Below are 19,792 nucleotides of genomic sequence, written 5' to 3'. Positions count from 1 at the left end.
GTCCAAGACATGGGGCGCACCCCTGCTGGGACAAGTCCGCAGTCGCCAAAGGGTTCCGCCGGTTAAGACTTGTGCGGGTTCTTTGGCAAAAACGCCTCCACGGCCGCCGTGGCAATCGTGGTGACGGTGCCCGTGTCGGGGTTGGTCACAGCCAGCCCACCTTGCACGGCCCGAACCGTGGCATGGCCCCGGGGCAGCTTGCCCACCAGCGCGTCCGTGTCACAGGTCGCAGGGTCCGGTACGCCAACAGTCACCTGCACGCGCATCTTGTCGTGGGACACGCCAAGGGCGTCGAACATGGGGATTGCGCTGTGGCGGATGGCGTCCTCGATTGCGCGGGCGGCGGCCTTGGTCATGTCTTTGCCGTATTGGTCGTTGCCCATGCCCATCTCGATGATAAATCGCTGCATGGTCAGACCTCCAGCGCGACGGAAATCGCGGCGTTTGCGATCACGGTCGGCTTGCCGTCCGGGCGCGGCACGTCGAGCCCGCCGTGGACCACGCGCACCTCGACCTGACCATAAGGAAACACCTCTGCCAGCTTGGTCGTGTCCACACGGTCAGGCTGTTGCACACCGATCTCGGCGGTGATCTGCATCGCCTCTTTCGGCTGATCGAACAGCTCTGCCAGTTTGATCGAGTTGTGCCACAGCGCATCCCGCAAGGCCCTGACAGCGGCTTCGGTATAGTCTTGGCGGCGCAGGGAGGTGCCCATGCCGAATTCGGTCAGAAGTCTGGGCATCACACCCTCCGTCGGTTGGCGCGCCACGCCAACGTGGCGGCGATTGTGACCACGACAATTTCAATCACAAAGGTCCAGTGGGTCAGGAAGGACAAGATCCAATGACTGCGTGTGGCAGGCACGTCGATCAAGGTGATCGGCATATGCAACAGCGGCCAGCCCCAATCCACCCGGCCCACAATGCTGTCCAGTGCCATGTGCAACAGCCCCGCCAGCGCAAAGGCCAGCCCGGCGGGCGACCGCAGACCGGTGGCCAAGGGCCACCCCCGCCAACCACAGCATGGGACGGTGTGTCAGGTAGTCGTGGTGGTGCACGCTTTGCCCGTCCACCAGATAAAACCAGAGCATATCCAGATCCGGTGCCAGACTGCCCACAAGCCCGGCCAGCATCACAGCCCGGGGCGCGTCGCGGAACATGCTGCGCGTTAGAAGATACCCGGCGGGCAGGTGGCCGATGAACACCTAGTATTCCACCCCGATTTGCGCCTTGATGCCCGCGCGGAAGGGGTGCTTGACCAACTCCATCTCTGTCACCAGATCGGCCAGTTCGATCAACTCGTCCTTGGCGTTGCGGCCCGTCAGGACAACATGGGTCATCTCGGGTTTCTCATCGCGCAGGAAGGCCACGACCTCGTTCACGTCGATGTAGTCATAGCGCATGGCGATGTTGATCTCGTCCAGCAAAACCATCTTGTGCGCGGGGTCGCGGATCAGCTCCTTGGCCTTGGCCCATGCGGCCTGCGCCATTTCGATGTCGCGCGCTTTGTCTTGGGTTTCCCACGTGAATCCCTCGCCCATGGTATAGAACGAACAGGTCTCTTGGAATTTGCCAAGGATCAGGTCCCGCTCACCTGTGGACATGCCCCCTTTGATGAACTGCACCACGGCACATTTCATGTCGTGGGCGATGCAGCGGAAAATCATCCCAAAGGCGGCGCTGGATTTGCCTTTGCCCTTGCCGGTGTGGACGATCACCAGACCCTTCTTGTCGGTCTTGGTTGCCATGATCTTGTCCCGCGCGGCCTTTTTCTTGGCCATCTTGGCGTTGTGGCGTTCGATGTCGTCGGTCATGGTGCTGCCCCTTGGCTGATCTGGCGTTGGCCAAACTGTGCCCCGCGCGTGTGCGAAAGAAAAGGGCGGATTAACCGGCTGTTAACGATGAAAGGGCACGGTGAGGGGATGAAACACTGGTTCCTCCTTCCGCTTGTTCTAGCGGCCTGTAATGCGCCCCATCCGTTATCCGACCTGCCTGCGCGCGGCGAGGCGAAGGTGGGTGAATTCACCTTTGTCGTGAACCACTCCGACCTTGAGGCAGAGATGATCCGCACCAACACCGTCTGGCGTCCCAACCCGGACGCCCTGCAACGCGCCGCCCTACAGGCCGCGCAGCAGGTCACAGGCTGCACTCCGATTCCCGGCACCTTCGCAGGCGACGTGGCCCTGATGTTCGTGGAGATTGACTGCGGTATCGCCAATCGCCCCAGGCCGACGGTGAACTGCGATCTGGTGGCCCAAGACGCGGGCGACGGCCTGTTTGATCTGGATGTCGAATGCACCCGCCGGGGCACGGGCCGCGCCTTCCGCAAGGGGGCCACGCTCTAGCGCGCCAGAGCCGCGATCCGTTCCCGGGCAGAGTTGCTGCGCGGGGTCCAAAGGCCCCGGTCAATCGCCTCGGCCAAGCGGTCCGCGATATCGGCCAGCGCGGGGGCGTTGTGCGCGGCGATGAAATCGCGGGTGGCTTCGTCCGCCAGAAATGCCTCTTCCACCAGATCGAAATGGTGTCCTTTGACCGACCGTGTGGTGGCCGCGAAGGCGAACAGGTAATCCACAGTGGCCGCAATTTCGAACGCGCCCTTGTAGCCATGACGTTTGACCCCATCGATCCATTTGGGGTTCACCACCCGTGACCGAACGACCCGGCCGATCTCGTCGTCCAAGGTGCGGATCAGGGGGCGTTCGGGGCGGGAATGGTCGTTGTGGTAAATCGGACGGTCCCGGCCCTGCAGCGATGCGATGGCCGCCGCGGCCCCGCCCTCGAACTGGTAGTAGTCATCGCTGTCTAGGATATCATGCTCGCGGTTGTCTTGGTTCTGAACGATGGCCTCGGCCTGGGACAGGCGTTGCTCCAACCCCTCGCGGTCGCGGGTGCCCTCGGCACCGGCGCCATAGGCGTAGCCCCCCCATTCCAGATAGGCCGCGCCCAGATCAGCCCGCTCGCCCCAAAGGCGTTCGTCAATCATCGCTTGCAGGCCGGCACCGTATGCGCCCGGCTTTGACCCATAGACCCGGGCCGTGCCCTCGCCCTTGGCGGCCCGTGCGGCGGCGGGGTTCATGTCCGCAGGCTCGTCCAAGCCTTGCACCTTGCGCGCCGCTGAATCCACCAGAGCGATTTGCTGTGGAAACGCATCGCGGAAAAAGCCCGATACCCGCAGGGTCACATCCACGCGCGGGCGGCCCAGCACGGACAGGGGCAGCACCTCGAACCCGGTGACCCGGCGGTTTGCGCTGTCCCACTTGGGCTTGCATCCCATCAGGGCAAGGCACTGGGCGATGTCGTCGCCGCCCGTGCGCATGTTCGCCGTGCCCCACGCGGTCAGCAATATGGTGCGGGGCCAGTCCCCCTCGCGCTGCAAATGCGTCTCGATCAACAGGTTCGCGGACTTCCATCCAAGGGCCCAAGCCGTGGGGGTGGGCACCGCGCGACTGTCGACGGAAAAGAAGTTTCGCCCGGTCGGCAGAACATCCATCCGCCCCCGGGTCGGCGCGCCTGACGCGCCCGGGGCGACGAAGTGCCCTGACAGGGCGGTGAGGAGGCCCGCCCCTTCGGCCGGTCCGCAGGCCGCAAGGGTGGGTGCGATGTGCTCGGTGATCTCGGCCATGACGTTGGCTGTGGCGGGGCCGGGGGCCTGCGCCCCTTCCAAAAGGGTGATGGCCAGCAGTTCCAGCCGCTCCACCGTGTCCCCATGGGTCCGCCATGTGTCATCGGTCAGGGCCAGCGCCTCAGGGCGGGCGCCGGTCCAAGGGGCGGCCATATCCGTGTCAAGCGGGTCAAAGTCCAGCCCCAGGTCCGCCGCCATCGCGCGCAGCAGAGACGCGCCCTCGCCGCGCGGCATCCGGGCCATGGCGATGGTCAAATCGCGCATCTGAACGCCCTCGGGCGATTGGCCGAACACATGCAGGCCGTCGCGGATCTGTGCCTCTTTCAACTCGCAAAGATAGGCGTCCAGCTTGGCCAGATCGCCGTCCTCGTCCCCGTCCATGCCCACATCCTTGTCGATGCCCGTCACCGATGTCAGGGACAGGATTTCCCGGCGCAGGTGGTCGATGCGGCGGGGATCCACGCCTGCGGCTTCGTAGTATTCGTCCACCAGCGCCTCGAGGTCGCGCAGGGGGCCGTAGGTTTCCGCCCGGGTCAGGGGCGGGGTAAGGTGGTCGATGATCACCGCCGCCGCCCGCCGCTTGGCCTGCGTCCCCTCGCCGGGGTCGTTGACGATGAAGGGGTAGACGTGGGGTGTCGCCCCCAGAGTGATCTCGGGCCAGCACGTCTCGGACAGGGCGACGGCCTTGCCGGGCAGCCATTCGAGGTTGCCGTGCTTGCCCATGTGGACAATCGCATCCGCCCCCCAGTGGTGCCGCAGCCAGTAGTAGAAGGCGAGGTAGTTGTGCGGCGGGATCAGATCCGGCGCATGGTAGGTCTCGGTCGGGTCGATGTTGTAGCCCCGCGCGGGTTGCAGGCCCACGATGGCATTGCCGAACCGGTGGATGCCCAGCTTGAAACCGCTGTGCCCCTGGCCGGCGTCGGGGTGGGGTATTTTTGACCCAATGAAGAAGGGGTCGTCTTCGGGTTGGCCCCAGCGGTCCTCCATGGCTTGGCGGATCTTGAAGGGCAGCTGGTCGTAATGGGCCCGGTAGACCGAGAGGGGCAGGATTTCGCCGCCGTCCTTCTCGAAGCGATCCGGCAGCCAGTTGGTCGGCCCCGCCATCAATTGCGCCATCAAGGCGTCGCTGTCGGTGGGGGGCTGCGTGGCATAGCCCGCATCTGCCAGACTGCGCAGGGTGGCCACGGTGGCGGCGGGCGTGTCGAGGCCCACGCCATTGGCCAGCCGTCCGTCCCGGTTGGGATAGTTGGCGAGGATCAGCGCCACCTTGCGGTCGGCGGGCGGAGTGCGGCGCAGACGCGCCCAATTGGCGGCGAGGTCGGCCACCCATGCGATCCGGTCGCCGCGCGCCTTATAGGTGGCGATGGGGCACTCGGTCGCTTCGTCAAAATAGGCCTCACCCTTGAAGCTGATGGCGCGGGTCAGGACGCGGCCGTCCACCTCGGGCAGGGCGATGTTCATGGCGATGTCGCGGGCGGACAGGCCCGACAGCCCCTCGTCCCACGCCTGTTCGCCGGAACCTGCCAGCACAACTTGGAACACGGGCGCCCCGTTGGCGGGGGCGGCGGACAGAGGATTGTTGCCTGCCGCCTCGGGCGTGCCCACGGCAAAGGAGGTGGCGTTGAGGATCACGTCCGGCGGCGCGGCCTCGAACAGGCCGTGCAGGGTCGCCACGGACACCGGATCCTTGAGGGATGCGACGAAGACCGGCAGGGGGTTCAGGCCCTTGCGCAACAGCGCTTTGACCAGCCGGTTGATCGGGTTCAGCCCCGCCCCCTGCACCAGCGCCCGATAGAAGGTGATCGGGACCACAGGCGCGCCCTCGGTCCAATTGGCCTGTGCCGCCTCCAGGTCGGCGACACCTGCGCCGGGCCAATAGACACCCGCGCGCAACAGGGGTTGAGCGGCGGGAGGCGGGTCGGTTTTGTCGAGGTAACTGCGGGCGTAGGCGAGGAAGTTTGCGGCGTTCTGCGGCCCGCCTTCGACCAGATAGGCCCAAAGGGCGTCGTAGTGTTCAGGCTCGATCGTGGACAGATCACGCAGCTCTGGGTCCGGTTTGTCATCGCCGGGCAGAAAGGCCACGGGTATGTTGGCCGCACCCAGCCGGGCCGCGTATTGCTCCACCCCGTAGGTCCAGTAGCCGCGCCCGCCCAGCACCCGGGCGATGACCAGCCGGGCTTTGGTCGCGCATTGGTCCAGATGCAAGTCCACGCTCATCGGGTGGCGCAGGTGCATCATGTTGGCCAGCCGCAGGGAGCCCGGTGCCTCCGCATTGGCTGCCGACAGGGCCGCCAGTTCCGTATCAGCGGCGGAGATCACCACGATGTCGGCGGGCGTCTGGCCCAGATCGACCGGTTCCTGCCCGTCGTCAATCTGTCCGGGTGTGGCGGCAAGAAGGTGCATGGATCAAATTCCGTTCACGTGCGTTGAGGTGTCATGACAGATCAAAAGAATAACCGATTGGACCGCCCCGCCGACCCTGCCGAGCGTATTGGAATCGACGAGCCGACGCAAAAGCAGGTGCGCGGGGCCGAGATCAAAGAGGCACGCGTCAAAGAGGCAACCATGGACCTGACCCGCAACACCTAGAGCGGTTTTTCCATGAACACCGACGACCCGTTTTCCACGTAGTCCGCAAAGGGCCCGCGTTTGGTATATCCCATGCGGGTGTAGAATCGGATCGCCTCGGGCGAGGCCTCGCCGGTTTCCAGGCGCATGAGGGTGATGCCCTCGGCCCGGGCGTCCTGTTCCAGCTGCTCAACGATGGCGTCCGCAATGCCCTCGCCGCGAAAAGCTTTGGGCACAAAGATGCGTTTGAGTTCCGCAAACCCGTCATACAGTCCGTAGCCGCCACAGCCCACGGGCAGGTCCTCGTCAAAGGCGACGTAGAATCGCACGTCCTCGTCCACCAACTGTTGGGGCGAAAACGCGTAGCGCACTTCAGGCGGGTAGAGGGCCGCAAGCTCGCGCTCCGACCCTTCGATCATGGCCAGCGCATCGGGGTTCAGGGGCGGCGTGCGGATGACCTTCATGCCGCCAGCGCCGTCTCGATGGCGGCGCGGTCCAGCCCCGCTTGCCCGATCACCACAAGGCGGGTTTCACGGGCGCCGGTCAGGGGCTGGTCAAAGTAGCTGTCCACGCGCGGACCAACCGCTTGGATCGTAAGGCGCATGGGTTTGCCGGTGACGGCCGCAAAACCCTTGAGGCGCAGGATATCGTGGGCGCGGATGATGTCCGCCAGCTTACCCGCGAAAGCCGCCGGGTCGCTGACCTCGGGCAGGGTGACAACGAACGATTCAAACTCATCGTGGCCGTGTTCGTGTTCATGGTGGTGATCATGGTCATTGTGATGGTCATCCGCGTCATCGTGATGGTGGTGATGGTGCACCTCGTGGCGGGCATCCAGATCGCCCTCGGCCCCCACACCTTGGCCCAGCAGAACGGCCGCCGGCAGGGCACCCATGGTGGCCTTGACCACTTGCACACCGTCGCGGGCCTCGGTCTTCAATTTGCCCACCAGCGCCTCGGCCTCTTCTGCGCCCAGCAGGTCGGCCTTGTTGACGACGATCATATCGGCGCAGGCCACCTGATCCTCGAACAGTTCCGACAGGGGCGTCTCGTGGTCGAGGTTTTCATCCTGGGCACGCTGGGCGTCCACGGCGGCGACGTTGTGGGCAAAGCGGCCCTCGGTCACGGCCTTGCCGTCCACCACCGTCACCACGCCATCGACGGTCACACGGGTGGAAATGCCGGGCCAGTTAAAGGCGCGCACCAACGGTTGCGGCAGGGCCAGCCCACTGGTCTCGATCACGATATGGTCGGGGGGCGTGTCGCGATCCAGCAGCTTTTCCATCGTCGGGATGAAGTCATCGGCCACGGTGCAGCAGATGCAGCCGTTCGACAGCTCCATTACATCCTCCTCGGTGCAGGTCTCGATCCCGCAGCCCTTGAGGATATCACCATCCACACCCAGATCGCCGAATTCATTGATGATCAGCGCGATCCGCTTGCCTTCGGCATTCTGCAAAAGGTGGCGGATCAGGGTGGTTTTGCCGGCGCCCAGAAAACCTGTGACGACGGTGGCGGGGATCTTGGCGGGCATCTGTCAACTCCACATGAAAGGGGACGGCCCCCTCAAGGGCCGTCCGGTTGGTCATTGTTTGGAAGGGTTAGGCGGCAGTGTAAAGCCGTGGATTGACCGCGCCCGATCCATCCAGCCCGCGCAAGCGTTTCGCGCCCCACAAAACCGCCAGATCGGCCAGCGGTTCAATCAGCACCACCAGCATGTAGGCCGCGCCAAACGACACGACGGCGGCCATGTTTTCCGCGCCAAAGCCCTGGCCATAAAATGCCCAGAAGGCCACCCAAGCCACGACACCGCCCTGATAGGCGGTCGACAGCTTCAGGGCCTGCACATAGGTCAGGTCGACATAGGCCGTCCCCGTGGGGACAACCCGCCGCGCCAAGGCGTGGATGGCAAACAGGGGCACCAGCAGGGTTGTGACGTTGACAAAGTACATCGGTACGTCACTGGGCGCGAACAGCACGCCCTGAAGGGCAAGCCCCGCCGCCAGCCCGATGGCCGCAGGTGCCGTGCCCAGCAGCAAAAGCAACGTGGTGCCAAGGATGAAATGCACCTCCGAGATACCAACGGCGAAATGGGGCAGCACTTCGAAGAACACAAAGACGGCAAGTGTCGCAAGCACGCTGCGCACCAGCAGGGATATGGCCCCCCGCTCGCGCAGGCTGTCGAGGGCAAGTTTCACGGTGTAGGCGCCCACACCGGCGGCTGTCGCCACGGCGAGTGTCATTTTGGCGCCGTCCACGACGCCGGGTTCGATATGCATAGTGTCTTCCTTCATTATCCCGTCACACCCGACAGGAGGGTTGGTTGATCGCAGGGCTGGTCTCCTGGCTTGCGGGTCGTGGCGCGGGCCGCCTTCCCGGGGGAACCCCAGTGGCATGATGGCCGTTGCTCTCCGCTTACAGTCGCGGGGGCGGCTGTGGCATTGGGCCCCTGATTGGGTCACTCGCACCACATTCCCATTTGATCCGTTGGCGCTTTGCGCATCGGGAACCTTGCAGGCGCCATCTGGGCGCGGGCGGATCGACAGGTCAAGTACCAAAGCCGCGCATGGCGGAGTGTTTGCGCCATCACGGCTGAGGAAGGCCCATATATTGTGGATAACCCGCGCATTTCGGCCATATCCGGGGGTGCGCGATTGACTCGCCCCGAAGCCCGAGCCGAAACTTAGGCGCAACTACAAGCGAGTCGAAATTTTGCGTTTTTCCCGCCTGCGCCTCAATGGCTTCAAAAGCTTTGTGGACCCGACCGATCTGGTGATCGCGGACGGGCTGACGGGGGTTGTGGGGCCGAACGGGTGTGGCAAGTCCAACCTGCTGGAAGCGCTGCGGTGGGTCATGGGCGAAAACCGCCCCACGGCCATGCGCGGCGGCGGGATGGAGGACGTGATCTTTGCGGGTGCCAGCACGCGGCCCGCGCGCAACTTTGCCGAGGTGTCCCTGCATCTGGACAATGCGGACCGGCTGGCCCCGGCGGCCTTTAACCATGACGACACTCTGGACATCATCCGCCGGATCACCCGCGACGCAGGGTCCGCCTACAAGGTGTCGGGCAAGGACGTGCGGGCGCGGGATGTGCAGATGCTGTTTGCCGATGCCTCGACAGGCGCGCATTCGCCCGCGCTGGTCCGGCAGGGGCAGATCAGTGAGTTGATCAACGCCAAACCGCAAAAACGCCGCCGCGTCTTGGAGGAAGCCGCGGGCATCAGCGGCCTGTACCAACGCCGCCACGAAGCGGAGTTGAAGCTGAAGGCGGCAGAGACGAATCTGACCCGCGTGGACGACGTGCTGGAACAGTTGGCGGCGCAGCTGACGACGCTGGCCCGGCAGGCGCGCCAAGCCACCCGTTACCGCGAGATCGGGACGCAGTTGCGGTCTGCCGAAGGGATGCTGTTCTACCGTCGTTGGCAAGAGGCGGACGCCGCGCGCCTGACCGCGCAACAGGCCCTGACCGAAAAGACGACCCAGGCCGCCCGGGCCGAGACCGCCGCGCGCGAGGCCACAAAGGGCCGCGAAGACGCTGATGCGGCCCTGCCCCCCTGCGCGAGGAGGAGGCGGTGGCCGCCGCCATCCTGCAACGGCTGGTGGTGGAACGGGACACCCTTTCCGCCGAAGAAGCCCGCGCCGCCGACCGGATCGAGACCCTGCTGCGTCGGATCGACCAGCTGGACAAGGACGCCGAGCGGGAACAGGCCCTGAACAAGGACGCGGGCGAGACCATCGACCGGCTAGACTGGGAAGCGCAGGAATTGGCCAAGGCGGATGAAGGCCACGGCCCCGCCCTGGAGGCCGCGACCAAGGAAGCCCACGCCGCAGCTGAAGTTCTGGCCGAGCGGGAGGAGGCCCTGGCCCGCCTGACCGAAGACATGGCCCGCCTGTCCGCGCGTCATCAATCGGTGTCCCGTTTGGTCGCGGACAGCCGCGCGCGCGTCCAAAAGATCGAAGCGGAGGAGGCGCGCGCCAAAGCCGCCGTGGCCGAGGCAGAGGCCGCTCTGGATACCGCCAACGCCGCCCTGTCTGCCGCCCATGCAGATCAGGCCAACGCGGCCCGCGTTGCGTCTGACGCAGAACAGACGCTGCAAGCCGCAGAGGCCGCCCGGTTCGAAACCCAAGACCGCGAAAGCACCGCCCGCGCGTCCCGGTCCGATGCCGAAGGGTCTGCGAACACATTGCGCGCCGAGGTCACGGCGCTGGCCAAACTGATGGCCCGCGACAGCAGCGAGGCGGAACCGGTGCTGGACCGGATCCAAGTCGCCCCGGGCTACGAGGCGGCCTTGGGGGCGGCGCTCTCTGACGACCTGTCCGCGCCGGAAACCAACGACGACACCGGTTGGGCGCAACTGCCCCCCTATGGCACCGTGCAACCCCTGCCCGAAGGGGCGGAGCCCTTGGCGGCCTATGTCACAGCGCCCTCGGTCCTGACGCGGCGGTTGTCCCAGATCGGCCTTGTGGACCCGGACGAAGCCGCCCAGATGCAGCCCAACCTGCGCCCGGGCCAGCGGCTGGTCAGCCACGATGGCGACCTGTGGCGGTGGGACGGCTTGCGGGCCTCGGCGGAATCCACGCCCTCTACCGCCGCGCTGCGTTTGCAACAGGTGAACCGCTTGCAACGCCTGCGCCAAGAGTTGGAAGAGGCAGAGCAATTGGCCGAAGGCGCGCGCGCCGCCCACGAGGCCTTGACCGCACGGCTGAAGGAGCTGGCGGCGGCGGATCTGGCCGCCCGGGAGGCGCGGCGCGCCGCCGACAAGGTGGTTGCCGATGCGTCCCGCGCGGTCAGTCGCGCTGAAAGTGCGCAGTCCATCGCGGCCTCCAAGCTGGAAACGGGGCGCATGGCCGTGGACCGGTTTGCCGATGAGTTGACCGAGGCGCGCCGGGCGCTCTCGGAAGCGCAGGCGCAGGCCGACGGGTTGGAACCGTTGGATGATGCGCGCGGCGCGGTCGAAGATACGAAACTGACCGTCGAGGCCGCGCGCCTGACCATGATGCAGCGGCGCGCCGCGGCGGACGAGTTGAAGCGCGAGGGCGAGGCCCGCACCCGCCGCCGCCAGCAAGTCATCAAGGAACTGTCGGGCTGGCGCTTGCGTCTGGACAGCGCCAGCGCCCGGATCCGCGAGTTTGCGGACCGGCGGGACGCAGCGGCGGCGGAGCTGGAAACGGCGCAGGCTGCACCGGACGCCTTGGCCGCACAGCGCGCAGGTTTGGCTGACAAGATCTCCACCGCCGAGGCGCGGCGCACGGCGGCAACTGATGCGCTGGCCGCTGCCGATGCGGCTGCCCGCGCGGCCATGCAGGCCGAACGGGACGCAGAGCGTGCAGCCAGCGACGCCCGGGAGGCGCGCGCCGCCGCAGATGCCCGGGTCGAGGGCGCGCGCGAGGCCGTGCAAGCCGCTGCCGACCGCATCGAGGAGGAGTTGGAGACGACCCCTCAGGCGCTGTTGGACCAGCTGAACACGGAGGTGGACGCCATGCCCGGTGCCGCCCAGCTGGAGGCTGACGTGGGTCGGTTGAAACGCCAGCGCGATGCGCTTGGCGCTGTGAACCTACGCGCCGAGGAAGATGCCCGGGAGGTGCAGGAAGAGTTTGACACGCTGACCACCGAAAAGGCCGACCTGGAGGGCGCGATCCGCGAGTTGCGCACGGGCATCGCCAGTCTGAACAAAGAGGGGCGCGAGCGTCTGTTGGCGGCCTTCGACACGGTCAACAAGAACTTCACCATGTTGTTCAAACACCTGTTCGGGGGCGGGGACGCCAGCTTGGAACTGGTGGAATCTGACGATCCGTTGGAGGCGGGCCTAGAGATCATGTGCCAGCCCCCGGGCAAGAACCTGTCCACCCTGTCTTTGTTGTCAGGGGGAGCAGACATTGACCGCACTGGCCCTGATCTTTGCGGTGTTCCTTGCCAACCCCGCGCCGATCTGCGTGTTGGACGAGGTGGACGCACCGCTGGACGATGCCAACGTGACGCGGTTTTGCGACCTGCTGGACGAGATGACCCGGCGCACCCAGACCCGGTTCCTGATCATTACCCACCATGCGGTGACCATGGGGCGGATGGATCGTTTGTTCGGTGTCACCATGGCCGAACAGGGCGTCAGCCAGTTGGTGTCGGTCGATCTGAAAAAGGCAGAGGCGTTGGTGGCCTGACAGGTATTGCGCCCGCTTGCGCGGTCGCCTCGCTGGGGGCGCTGCCCCCAGACCCCGGTTCTTTGACGGGGGCTTTGCCCCCGCACCCCCCAGGGGTATTTTTGACCCAATGAAGCGGGCGGTCAGCCCCTAAAGGGCGTTGACCAGTTGCATGGTGGGCCAAGCGTCTGCGGGCAGGCCGAGGCGCTTTTGTTCGGCTTGCACGGCGGCGCGGGTGCGCGCGCCGAGAATCCCATCTACCGCACCCACGTCATGGCCCCGTGCTTGCAGCTTGCGTTGCAGGGACTTCATCTGGGCGTCGGACAGGTCCGGGTCCGGGTTGCCTGCGTCAAAGACCGGTGCGCCCGACAGGCGCGTGGCGAAATAGGCGGCGGCGGTCACGTAGACAAAGCTTTGGTTCCATTCAAAGAACACGCGGTAGTTGTCGAAGGCCAGAAAGGCGGGGCCCTTGCGGCCTTGGGGCAGCAGGAGCGAGGCGCGCAGGTTTGACGGTGCGCTGCCCCCGCGCAGGGTCACACCCTCGGCCAGCCATTGGGACACGGGTTTGGTGGTGGACAGGCCCGTTTCGGCCCAGTCCATGTTGGATGGGACCGAGACCTCGACCAGCCAGGGTTGTCCCGCTGTCCAGCCGTGATCCTGCAGCAGGCGTGCGCCGGACATAAGCGCATCGGCCGCGCTGGTTTTCAGGCGCACATGGCCGTCGCCGTCACCGTCCACGCCCCGGTTCAGGATGTCCGAGGGCAGCATCTGCACCATCCCGATTTCGCCTGCCCAAGCGCCCGTGGTGCGGGCCGGGTCGAAGTCGTCGTTTTCATAGAGCGTCAGGGCTGAGAAGATCTGGGGGCGAAACAGCTCTGGTCGGCGGCAATCGTGGGCCAGGGTCACCAGCGAGTTCAGGGTATTGAAATCCCCCTGCACCGCGCCATAGTCCGTTTCCAGCGCCCAAAACGCCAGCAGCACCCCGCGCGGCACGCCGTAGCGCTGTTCGGCGGCGCGAAAGATTGCATCAAAGCGCTGGCTGTTCTGTGCCCCCCGGGACATGCGCGATTGCGAAATCACCCGGCGCGAGAAGTCCACGAAACCCATGCGGAACACGCCTTGGTTACGGTCGGCTTGCAGGGTGCGGGGGTCTTGGCGGACGGACCGGAAGAAGCTGTCGACGGTGCTGCGCGCGTGGCCCTTTGACACGGCCTCGGCCTTCAGGTCACTGACGAAGGTGTTGAAATTCCCCCACAAGTGGCGTGAGCGGTTCCGGGCAGGGCGAGAAGGGCGGCAAGGATCAGGGCGCGCATCGAGGTCTCCGTATCGGTTTTCGGGGAATTTACCTTGTGCGGCTCAGAATGCCACTGCAAAGACCGCGCACAGGGCGACGCCCACAGCCCAGACCCGCCACAGGGCGGCGCAGGCGGCGCGGATCTCGCCCGGTCCGGGCGTGCGGGAGCCTGACGGATGGACCCAAGCGAAATCCTGCATCACGCCGTCATAGCTGCGCGGACCCGACACTGCGACGTCCAGGACCGGGGCCATGGCGGCCTCAGGCCAGCCGGCGTTGGGGCTGCGGTGCAGGCGCGCCTCGGCGGCGACGGTGCCCCAGTCCCACCGCCCGTGGGACAGCAGGATCAGCGCTGCGGTCAGGCGGGCCGGTGCCCAGTTCAGCACATCGTCCAGTCGCGCGGCGGCCCAGCCGAATTGCTCCAGCTGTTCCGTGCGATAGCCGATCATGCTGTCGGCGGTGTTGACGATCTTGTAGACAAGGATCCCCGGCAGGCCTGCGACGGCAAACCAGAAGGCGGGGGCGACGACACCGTCGCTGAAATTCTCGGCGGCACTTTCGATGGCGGCACGGGCCACGGCGGGGGCGTCCATGGTGGCGGTGTCCCGGCCCACGATCATGGCGACGGCCTGCCGCCCCTCGGCCAGGGACGTGGACAGCCCGTCCGCCACCGCGCGCACGTGATCCACCAGCGACTTTTGCGCCAACAGGATCGCGGCTGCGATGACCTCTGCCAGCCAGCCCGCCTCGGACAGGACAAGCCCAAGGGCGATGGCACCGCAGACCAGCAGGGCGACGGTCACGATCCCGGCGGCCTTTTGCGCAGGGGGTGGTTCAGGCGACCCTCCAGCCAGCCGACGCAGCGGCCCATCAACACCGCCGGGTGCGGCAGGCGATCCCACAGCCAGCGGGGCTCGCCTAAGGCCGCATCCAGCAGTAGGGCGGCGAGCAGTGCGGTCACAGGGCTGCCTCCAGCTGGTCCCACTGGTGGGGCGCGGGCAGGCCAAGGCGCAGCCAGCGGTCGGAATAGGGGAAGGTGCGGGACCAGATGTGGCCGCGCGCCAGCCGGTCCTGCATCGCCGCGGCGTCGCCCACGTCATAGGTGCGAAACAGCGTCGTGCCGCAAACCGGTGCGCCGATCAGGGCGTCCAACCGGGTGGTGTCGGCCACAAGGCGGGCGCGGGTTGCCGTGGCCCATTCGGGGTCGGACAGGGCTGCGGTCCCGATGGTCAGGGTCGGTCCCGCCACGGCCCACGGCCCAAGCATATCCGTCATGGCCCCAATGGTGCCCGGCAGACCAATGGCAAAGCCCAGTCGCGCCCCGGCCAACCCCCAGAACTTGCCAAAGGATTTCAGGACGACGACGCCGGGGCGGGTGGCCAGATCGACCATAGAGGCCCGGGGCACCACGTCGCAAAAGCTTTCGTCGATCACGGTGAACGCTGTGCCCAGATCGCCCTCGCCCCACTTCCGCCCGTCCGGGTTGTTGGGGTGCACCAGCACGCGGCCGGGCGCGTTGGGGTCGACTGTCCAACCGCAGGCGCGAAAGGCGGCGGCGTGTTCGTTATAGGTGGGGGTGGGGATGTCCACGGCCTGCCCGTCAAACAGAGCAGGCATCCGCGCAATCAGGGCCGAGGCACCGGGGGCTGCCACCACCATGGCCCCCTCGGGCACACCCCAGAACCGCCGGGCCGCCCGTTCCAGCCGGTCCAGCGCGCCCGCGTCGGGCAGGGCCGTCCAGTCGTCAGGGCCAAAGGCGGGCAGGGGATAGGGCACGGGGTTGATCCCCGTGGACAGGTCCACCCAGTCCGCGCGCACCCCGCCATAGCGGGCAACGGCCGCGTCCAGTCCGCCACCGTGGTCGCGGCCGTTGGGGTGTAGCCCTGTCACCTAGGCCTCGGGCAGGGGCGGGTGACGGGTGACGAAATGGCCCTTCACCTCTGCGGGCCATTGTTTGTAGGGCACCTGACCGCTGGCGCTGTCTGCGTGCAGGGCGGCGTAGTCCACGATGCCCCGGGCGGCCTCGGGCGTGGCTTCGAACCGGCCCAGGGTATAGGCCAGTTTGCCCGCCCCCTGCAGCGCCACGTTACAGCCGTGGGAGCAGCCCATCAGGCACGAATGGCGGCGCACGGTGACGCCGGGGGTGTCCTTGGCGGCGGCCTCGACCAGATCGGCCAAGGCCGCGCCATCGGTCACGCCGGGGGCACGGATGTCCCAGTCGTCGCGCTTGCAGGTGTCGCATACAGTGATCACGGATGTCATGGGTGCCCCTTACGTGGTTTGCGCCTTTGAACCCCATCGCGTCGGTCGGCGCAATCCCGCGCGGGCGGGTTTGTCACACCCCTTGGCCCGCGTGAATTAACCTTTCGTTAACCGTGGCCGGTCAAGCTTAGTATTCTTAAACAACCCAAAGAGGAGACCGCCTCTTGCACGTAATGCTCGTAGACAGCGACCCAGACCGCGCTGTTCAATGGACCAATGCCTTGCACCGCGAAGGTTACACAACCTTTGTGGCCAAGGGGCAGCGGGATGCCGTTGCACAGTTAACGGACCACCGGGTCGACGTGATTATTTTGAACCTCCACCTCGAACAGGGCAGTGCCTTGGCCGTGGCGGATTATGCCAACTACCGACAGCCCGCGGCACAACTGCTGGCTGTCGGCTCGGACGGATGCTTTTCCGATGGGTCGATCTTTGCCCATATCGGGAACGCCCGCACCTTGATCCCTACGACCACTGACCCCGAGGATCTGCGCGCCATGGTGGAACACTACGCCGCCGCCTAACCGCGCCCGTGGGGTTCCATCCAGTCGATCAACGGGTTCGTGGGGATGATCCGGTTGGGGTTAATTGTGTCGTGGCTATAGTGATAGTGACGCACGATATGCTCCATCCCGACGGTTTCTGACACGCCCGGCACCTGATACAACTCGCGCGTGTAGGCCCACAGGTTGGGGTAGTCGATGATCCGCTTGCGGTTGCACTTGAAGTGCAGGTGGTAGACCGGGTCGAACCGCAGCAGCGTGGTGAACAGGCGCCAATCGGCTTCGGTGATCTGGTCCCCCGCGATATAGCGGCGGGTGCCCAGCAGGTCCTCGGCCCAATCCAGCGCATCGAACAAGGGCCCCACGGCGGCGTCATAGGCGGATTGCGTGGTGGCAAACCCGGATTTGTAGACGCCGTTGTTGATGTCCGGATAGACCCGGGCGTTGATCTGGTCGATCTCGGGGCGCAGGGCCTCGGGGTAATAATCGTCGGTGTTGCCCGTCAGATCATTGAAGGCGCTGTTGAACATCCGAATGATCTCGGAGGATTCGTTGGACACGATGGTGCCGCGTTGCTTGTCCCAGATCACAGGCACCGTCACCCGGCCCGACACGCCTGGGTCCGCGCGGGTGTAGATATCGCGCATGAAGGGCAGGCCGAACAACCGGTCCCCGGTGGCCCCGTGGGCGTCGGTCTCGAAGGTCCATCCGTCGGACAACATGTCCGGGTGCACCACGCTGACGTCGATCAGATCTTCCAGCCCCTTGAGCTTGCGAAAGATCAGCGTCCGGTGCGCCCAGGGACACGCCAACGAGACATAGAGGTGATAGCGCCCGGCCTCGGCCTTGAACCCGCCCGCGCCAGAGGGCCCGGCAGACCCATCCGCCGTGATCCAGTTGCGAAACCCTGCGGTGGTACGCTTGAACGCGCCGCCCGTGGATTTCGTGTCGTACCATTCATCGTGCCAGATGCCGTCAACCAGCTGTCCCATGGGAAATCTCCTTTTTGCGCACCCTACAGGGCCCCGCCGCCCCATAAACCCGCGCACCAGCGCAGGACCTGCGCGCGGATGCACAGGGGTGTCGCACCTGTGTCATATCGCGCCGGGAATCCCATTGCGCCTTTTAGGTCCGCGCGGTACGCACGGGGTCAAGACGACGCCCCGCTCGGGGCCGGACAGGTGGCGCACCACGCTCGACCCAAGTAGGGGAGCACAGGCGCATCGTCAGACCGGCACGCGACCGGGGCCCCAGACCGGAGATGCCCCATGCGACCCCTATGCGCCCTGTTCCTGATGTCCTCGCCCGCCATGGCCCACCCGGGTCATATCGCGGACGTTGCGGGCCATGACCACTGGGTGGCGGGGGCGGCCATTGGCATCGCAGTGGCGGCGGCGCTTTGGGGCTGGCTGAAGGGGGCCGACGACGAGCCGGAGCCTGAAGACGACACCGAAACCGACACCGAGGAGCAAGCGGCATGAACACGGCGACGAAAACAGGTGTCATGATCTGCGGCCACGGGTCCCGCTCCAAATCCGCCGTCGATGAATTCGCGACGCTGGCCGAAAAATTGCCCGCCTACCTGCCCCGGGATTGGGAGGTCGACTACGGCTATCTGGAATTCGCCAACCCCGTGATCCGCGACGGCCTCGACGCCCTGCGCGAAAAGGGCTGCGACCGGATCTTCGCCGTGCCGGGCATGCTGTTTGCCGCCATGCACGCCAAGAACGACATCCCCACGGTGCTGAACACCTACGCCGCCAAACACGGCATGCAGATCGGCTACGGGCGCGAGTTGGGCGTGGACCCCAAGATGGTCGCCGCCGCCGCCGCCCGCATCCGAGAGGTCGCGGGCGACGGCCCCTACCACGACACCTGCCTTGTGGTGATCGGGCGCGGCGCGTCTGACCCGGATGCCAACGGCAACGTCGCCAAGATCGCCCGCCTGTTGCAAGAGGGCATGGGCTTTGGCTGGCTCGAGGTGGGCTATTCCGGCGTCACCTTCCCGCTGGTGGAACCCTGCCTGCAACACGCGGCCAAGCTGGGCTACAAACGCATCGTCGTGTTCCCCTACTTCCTGTTTTCCGGCATCCTGATCGACCGGATCTACGGCTTTACCGACCAGGTCGCCGCCGAACACCCGGACATCGAATTCCTCAAGGCGGGCTATCTGGGCGACCACCCCCATGTGCTGGAAACCTTCGCGGAACGTATCCTAGAACAGGCCTCCGACACGCCGCCGCCCAACTGCGGGTTGTGTGCCTACCGCGAACAGGTGCTGGCCATGGAAAACGGCGAACACCACCACATCAAGCCCGAGGATCGCCAGCATCCCGCCTTCGGCGCGGTGCCGCCGCCCACCTGCGTGATGTGCAAATATCGCACGGCCGTGCTGGGGTTCGAAGGCGAGGTGGGCGCGATCCAGGAAAGCCACCACCACCACGTCGAAGGGCAGGGCGCCAATGCGCCGGGGTCCAACGTGGCCGATTGCACCCATTGCGACACCTTCTGCACGGGCATGTGCCGTCTGGTGGCGATGGACCATGACCATGGGCACCACCATCATCACCATGGCCACGACCATGGCCACGGCCATGACCACGATCACCACCATCACGCGCCCTATCCACAGGCCGACCACCCCCACGGGCCGGAATCCGTTCGCACCAAAAAGTAGGGTGGGACTTGTCCCACCGCCCCCCTTGGAACTGACCCATGCGCCCCTACGAGAAAAACCCCGCCGCGATCTACGCGGCCAGCTTCGCCACCGTCCAGACCGAGGCGAACCTTGACCGCTTCACCCCGGCGATGCGGGCGCTTGCGATCCGCACCATACACGCCTGCGGCATGGTCGAAATCGCGGACCGTCTGGCGCACTCCCCCATGGCGGCCGAGGCGGGGCACGCCGCACTTGCCGCCGGTGCGCCCATCCTGTGCGACTGCGAAATGGTCGCCGCTGGCATCATCCGCCGCTACCTGCCCTCGGACAACGAGGTGATCGTAACGCTCAACGATCCCCGTACCCCAGATCATGCGCGCGACATCGGCAACACTCGGTCGGCGGCGGCGGTGGACCTGTGGACCGACCATCTGGACGGTGCGGTGGTCGCCATTGGCAATGCGCCGACGGCCCTGTTCCACCTGTTGGAGTTGATCGACCAGGGTGCTCCGAAACCTGCCGTGATCCTCGGCTTTCCCGTGGGCTTTGTGGGGGCGGCGGAGTCCAAGGCCGAATTGGCCGCCAACCCCCGGGGCTGCGACTTCGTCGCCCTGCGCGGACGGCGCGGCGGATCGGCGATCGCCAGCGCCGCAGTGAACGCCCTGGCGGCCGGACTGCCCGAGGTCGCCCAAAATGGTTAATGCGGACGTAGGGATCCAAATCGGGGTGGGTTTCGGGGGTGGTTTC

18 protein-coding genes, 2 pseudogenes and 1 riboswitch are annotated in these 19,792 nt (G+C 66.1%); of the genes and pseudogenes, 7 read left to right on the top strand and 13 right to left on the bottom strand.

The window, feature by feature from the left end:
* Positions 1 to 62 precede the first annotated feature (62 nt).
* From ACZ1G0_RS13825 to cobO, 4 genes are all read right to left on the bottom strand, one after another.
* On the bottom strand, positions 63 to 416 hold the full coding sequence (locus tag ACZ1G0_RS13825) for a Lin0512 family protein (RefSeq protein WP_472737821.1): 354 nt from the start codon (positions 414 to 416) through the stop codon (positions 63 to 65).
* On the bottom strand, positions 413 to 742 hold the full coding sequence (locus ACZ1G0_RS13820) for a Lin0512 family protein (protein ID WP_472737471.1): 330 nt from the start codon (positions 740 to 742) through the stop codon (positions 413 to 415). The genes ACZ1G0_RS13825 and ACZ1G0_RS13820 overlap by 4 nt, the downstream gene beginning before the upstream one ends.
* The gene (locus ACZ1G0_RS13815; RefSeq protein ID WP_472737470.1) at positions 742 to 999 is read right to left on the bottom strand and encodes a hypothetical protein; all 258 of its coding nucleotides are present in this window, start codon (positions 997 to 999) and stop codon (positions 742 to 744) included. The genes ACZ1G0_RS13820 and ACZ1G0_RS13815 overlap by 1 nt, the downstream gene beginning before the upstream one ends.
* 205 nt (positions 1,000 to 1,204) lie before the next feature.
* Positions 1,205 to 1,813: a cob(I)yrinic acid a,c-diamide adenosyltransferase gene (gene cobO / locus ACZ1G0_RS13810; protein WP_472737469.1), complete on the bottom strand. Its 609-nt coding sequence runs from the start codon at positions 1,811 to 1,813 to the stop codon at positions 1,205 to 1,207.
* Positions 1,814 to 1,921: 108 nt separating this feature from the next.
* Between cobO and ACZ1G0_RS13805 the strand changes: the two genes are divergently transcribed.
* A complete protein-coding gene (locus ACZ1G0_RS13805) occupies positions 1,922 to 2,344 on the top strand; it encodes a hypothetical protein (protein ID WP_472737468.1) in 423 nt (140 codons plus the stop codon).
* On the opposite strand, the gene cobN is transcribed toward ACZ1G0_RS13805, so the two are convergent.
* Positions 2,341 to 6,024, bottom strand: a complete 3,684-nt coding sequence (gene cobN, locus ACZ1G0_RS13800) for a cobaltochelatase subunit CobN (protein ID WP_472737467.1) — start codon at positions 6,022 to 6,024, stop codon at positions 2,341 to 2,343. The genes ACZ1G0_RS13805 and cobN overlap by 4 nt on opposite strands.
* A gap of 33 nt (positions 6,025 to 6,057) precedes the next feature.
* On the opposite strand from cobN, the gene ACZ1G0_RS13795 reads away from it, so the two are divergent.
* Complete coding sequence (locus ACZ1G0_RS13795) at positions 6,058 to 6,210, top strand: hypothetical protein (RefSeq protein ID WP_472737466.1); 153 nt, start codon at positions 6,058 to 6,060, stop codon at positions 6,208 to 6,210.
* Here ACZ1G0_RS13795 and ACZ1G0_RS13790 read toward each other — a convergent pair.
* From ACZ1G0_RS13790 to ACZ1G0_RS13780, 3 genes are all read right to left on the bottom strand, one after another.
* Positions 6,207 to 6,653 (bottom strand): GNAT family N-acetyltransferase, encoded by a 447-nt coding sequence (locus tag ACZ1G0_RS13790; RefSeq protein ID WP_472737465.1) that lies wholly within the window; start codon positions 6,651 to 6,653, stop codon positions 6,207 to 6,209. The two genes, ACZ1G0_RS13795 and ACZ1G0_RS13790, sit on opposite strands and share 4 nt — an antisense overlap.
* The gene (cobW, locus tag ACZ1G0_RS13785; RefSeq protein WP_472737464.1) at positions 6,650 to 7,723 is read right to left on the bottom strand and encodes a cobalamin biosynthesis protein CobW; all 1,074 of its coding nucleotides are present in this window, start codon (positions 7,721 to 7,723) and stop codon (positions 6,650 to 6,652) included. The genes ACZ1G0_RS13790 and cobW overlap by 4 nt, the downstream gene beginning before the upstream one ends.
* Before the next feature lie 67 nt (positions 7,724 to 7,790).
* Positions 7,791 to 8,468: an energy-coupling factor ABC transporter permease gene (locus ACZ1G0_RS13780; protein ID WP_472737463.1), complete on the bottom strand. Its 678-nt coding sequence runs from the start codon at positions 8,466 to 8,468 to the stop codon at positions 7,791 to 7,793.
* Positions 8,469 to 8,505: 37 nt separating this feature from the next.
* Positions 8,506 to 8,718, bottom strand: a riboswitch (cobalamin riboswitch).
* A 183-nt stretch (positions 8,719 to 8,901) separates the two neighbouring features.
* Between ACZ1G0_RS13780 and smc the strand changes: the two are divergent.
* Positions 8,902 to 12,348, top strand: a pseudogene (smc, locus tag ACZ1G0_RS13775) (chromosome segregation protein SMC).
* Between the two features lie 129 nt (positions 12,349 to 12,477).
* Here smc and ACZ1G0_RS13770 read toward each other — a convergent pair.
* From ACZ1G0_RS13770 to ACZ1G0_RS13755, 4 genes and pseudogenes are all read right to left on the bottom strand, one after another.
* Positions 12,478 to 13,584, bottom strand: a complete 1,107-nt coding sequence (locus tag ACZ1G0_RS13770) for a lytic murein transglycosylase (RefSeq protein WP_472737462.1) — start codon at positions 13,582 to 13,584, stop codon at positions 12,478 to 12,480.
* Between the two features lie 99 nt (positions 13,585 to 13,683).
* Positions 13,684 to 14,606, bottom strand: a pseudogene (gene cbiB, locus ACZ1G0_RS13765) (adenosylcobinamide-phosphate synthase CbiB).
* Positions 14,579 to 15,511: a threonine-phosphate decarboxylase gene (locus ACZ1G0_RS13760; protein WP_472737461.1), complete on the bottom strand. Its 933-nt coding sequence runs from the start codon at positions 15,509 to 15,511 to the stop codon at positions 14,579 to 14,581. Before ACZ1G0_RS13760 ends, cbiB begins: the two are co-directional and overlap by 28 nt.
* Positions 15,512 to 15,883, bottom strand: a complete 372-nt coding sequence (locus ACZ1G0_RS13755) for a DUF1636 family protein (protein ID WP_472737460.1) — start codon at positions 15,881 to 15,883, stop codon at positions 15,512 to 15,514.
* Between the two features lie 164 nt (positions 15,884 to 16,047).
* Between ACZ1G0_RS13755 and ACZ1G0_RS13750 the strand changes: the two genes are divergently transcribed.
* A complete protein-coding gene (locus tag ACZ1G0_RS13750) occupies positions 16,048 to 16,407 on the top strand; it encodes a hypothetical protein (protein WP_472737459.1) in 360 nt (119 codons plus the stop codon).
* Here ACZ1G0_RS13750 and ACZ1G0_RS13745 read toward each other — a convergent pair.
* Positions 16,404 to 17,378 carry a glutathione S-transferase family protein gene (locus ACZ1G0_RS13745; RefSeq protein ID WP_472737458.1) on the bottom strand — a complete coding sequence of 325 codons (975 nt, stop codon included), beginning with the start codon at positions 17,376 to 17,378 and terminating at the stop codon, positions 16,404 to 16,406. The genes ACZ1G0_RS13750 and ACZ1G0_RS13745 overlap by 4 nt on opposite strands.
* Positions 17,379 to 17,654: 276 nt before the next feature.
* Between ACZ1G0_RS13745 and ACZ1G0_RS13740 the strand changes: the two genes are divergently transcribed.
* The 3 genes from ACZ1G0_RS13740 to ACZ1G0_RS13730 are packed head-to-tail and all read left to right on the top strand — an operon-like array spanning position 17,655 to position 19,746.
* The gene (locus tag ACZ1G0_RS13740) at positions 17,655 to 17,867 is read left to right on the top strand and encodes a DUF6732 family protein (protein ID WP_472737457.1); all 213 of its coding nucleotides are present in this window, start codon (positions 17,655 to 17,657) and stop codon (positions 17,865 to 17,867) included.
* Complete coding sequence (locus ACZ1G0_RS13735; RefSeq protein WP_472737456.1) at positions 17,864 to 19,063, top strand: sirohydrochlorin chelatase; 1,200 nt, start codon at positions 17,864 to 17,866, stop codon at positions 19,061 to 19,063. Before ACZ1G0_RS13740 ends, ACZ1G0_RS13735 begins: the two co-directional genes overlap by 4 nt.
* 38 nt (positions 19,064 to 19,101) lie before the next feature.
* A complete protein-coding gene (locus tag ACZ1G0_RS13730; protein WP_472737455.1) occupies positions 19,102 to 19,746 on the top strand; it encodes a precorrin-8X methylmutase in 645 nt (214 codons plus the stop codon).
* The last annotated feature ends 46 nt before the right edge of the window (positions 19,747 to 19,792 follow it).

It is taken from the genome of Thalassobacter sp. HA4-2, from assembly GCF_055693705.1.
The sequence above is the reverse complement of the archived record's forward strand: the minus strand, read 5'-3'. Positions and strand labels throughout refer to the sequence as shown.

Bases quoted from the DNA above. Each gene is read 5' to 3' on its own strand.
- ACZ1G0_RS13820 (WP_472737471.1), bottom strand. From the start codon at position 742: ATGCCCAGACTTCTGACCGAATTCGGCATGGGCACCTCCCTGCGCCGC.
- cobO (WP_472737469.1), bottom strand. From the start codon at position 1,813: ATGACCGACGACATCGAACGCCACAACGCCAAGATGGCCAAGAAAAAG.
- ACZ1G0_RS13805 (WP_472737468.1), top strand. From the start codon at position 1,922: ATGAAACACTGGTTCCTCCTTCCGCTTGTTCTAGCGGCCTGTAATGCG.
- cobN (WP_472737467.1), bottom strand. From the start codon at position 6,024: ATGCACCTTCTTGCCGCCACACCCGGACAGATTGACGACGGGCAGGAA.
- ACZ1G0_RS13795 (WP_472737466.1), top strand. From the start codon at position 6,058: ATGACAGATCAAAAGAATAACCGATTGGACCGCCCCGCCGACCCTGCC.
- ACZ1G0_RS13790 (WP_472737465.1), bottom strand. From the start codon at position 6,653: ATGAAGGTCATCCGCACGCCGCCCCTGAACCCCGATGCGCTGGCCATG.
- cobW (WP_472737464.1), bottom strand. From the start codon at position 7,723: ATGCCCGCCAAGATCCCCGCCACCGTCGTCACAGGTTTTCTGGGCGCC.
- ACZ1G0_RS13780 (WP_472737463.1), bottom strand. From the start codon at position 8,468: ATGCATATCGAACCCGGCGTCGTGGACGGCGCCAAAATGACACTCGCC.
- ACZ1G0_RS13755 (WP_472737460.1), bottom strand. From the start codon at position 15,883: ATGACATCCGTGATCACTGTATGCGACACCTGCAAGCGCGACGACTGG.
- ACZ1G0_RS13745 (WP_472737458.1), bottom strand. From the start codon at position 17,378: ATGGGACAGCTGGTTGACGGCATCTGGCACGATGAATGGTACGACACG.
- ACZ1G0_RS13740 (WP_472737457.1), top strand. From the start codon at position 17,655: ATGCGACCCCTATGCGCCCTGTTCCTGATGTCCTCGCCCGCCATGGCC.
- ACZ1G0_RS13735 (WP_472737456.1), top strand. From the start codon at position 17,864: ATGAACACGGCGACGAAAACAGGTGTCATGATCTGCGGCCACGGGTCC.
- ACZ1G0_RS13730 (WP_472737455.1), top strand. From the start codon at position 19,102: ATGCGCCCCTACGAGAAAAACCCCGCCGCGATCTACGCGGCCAGCTTC.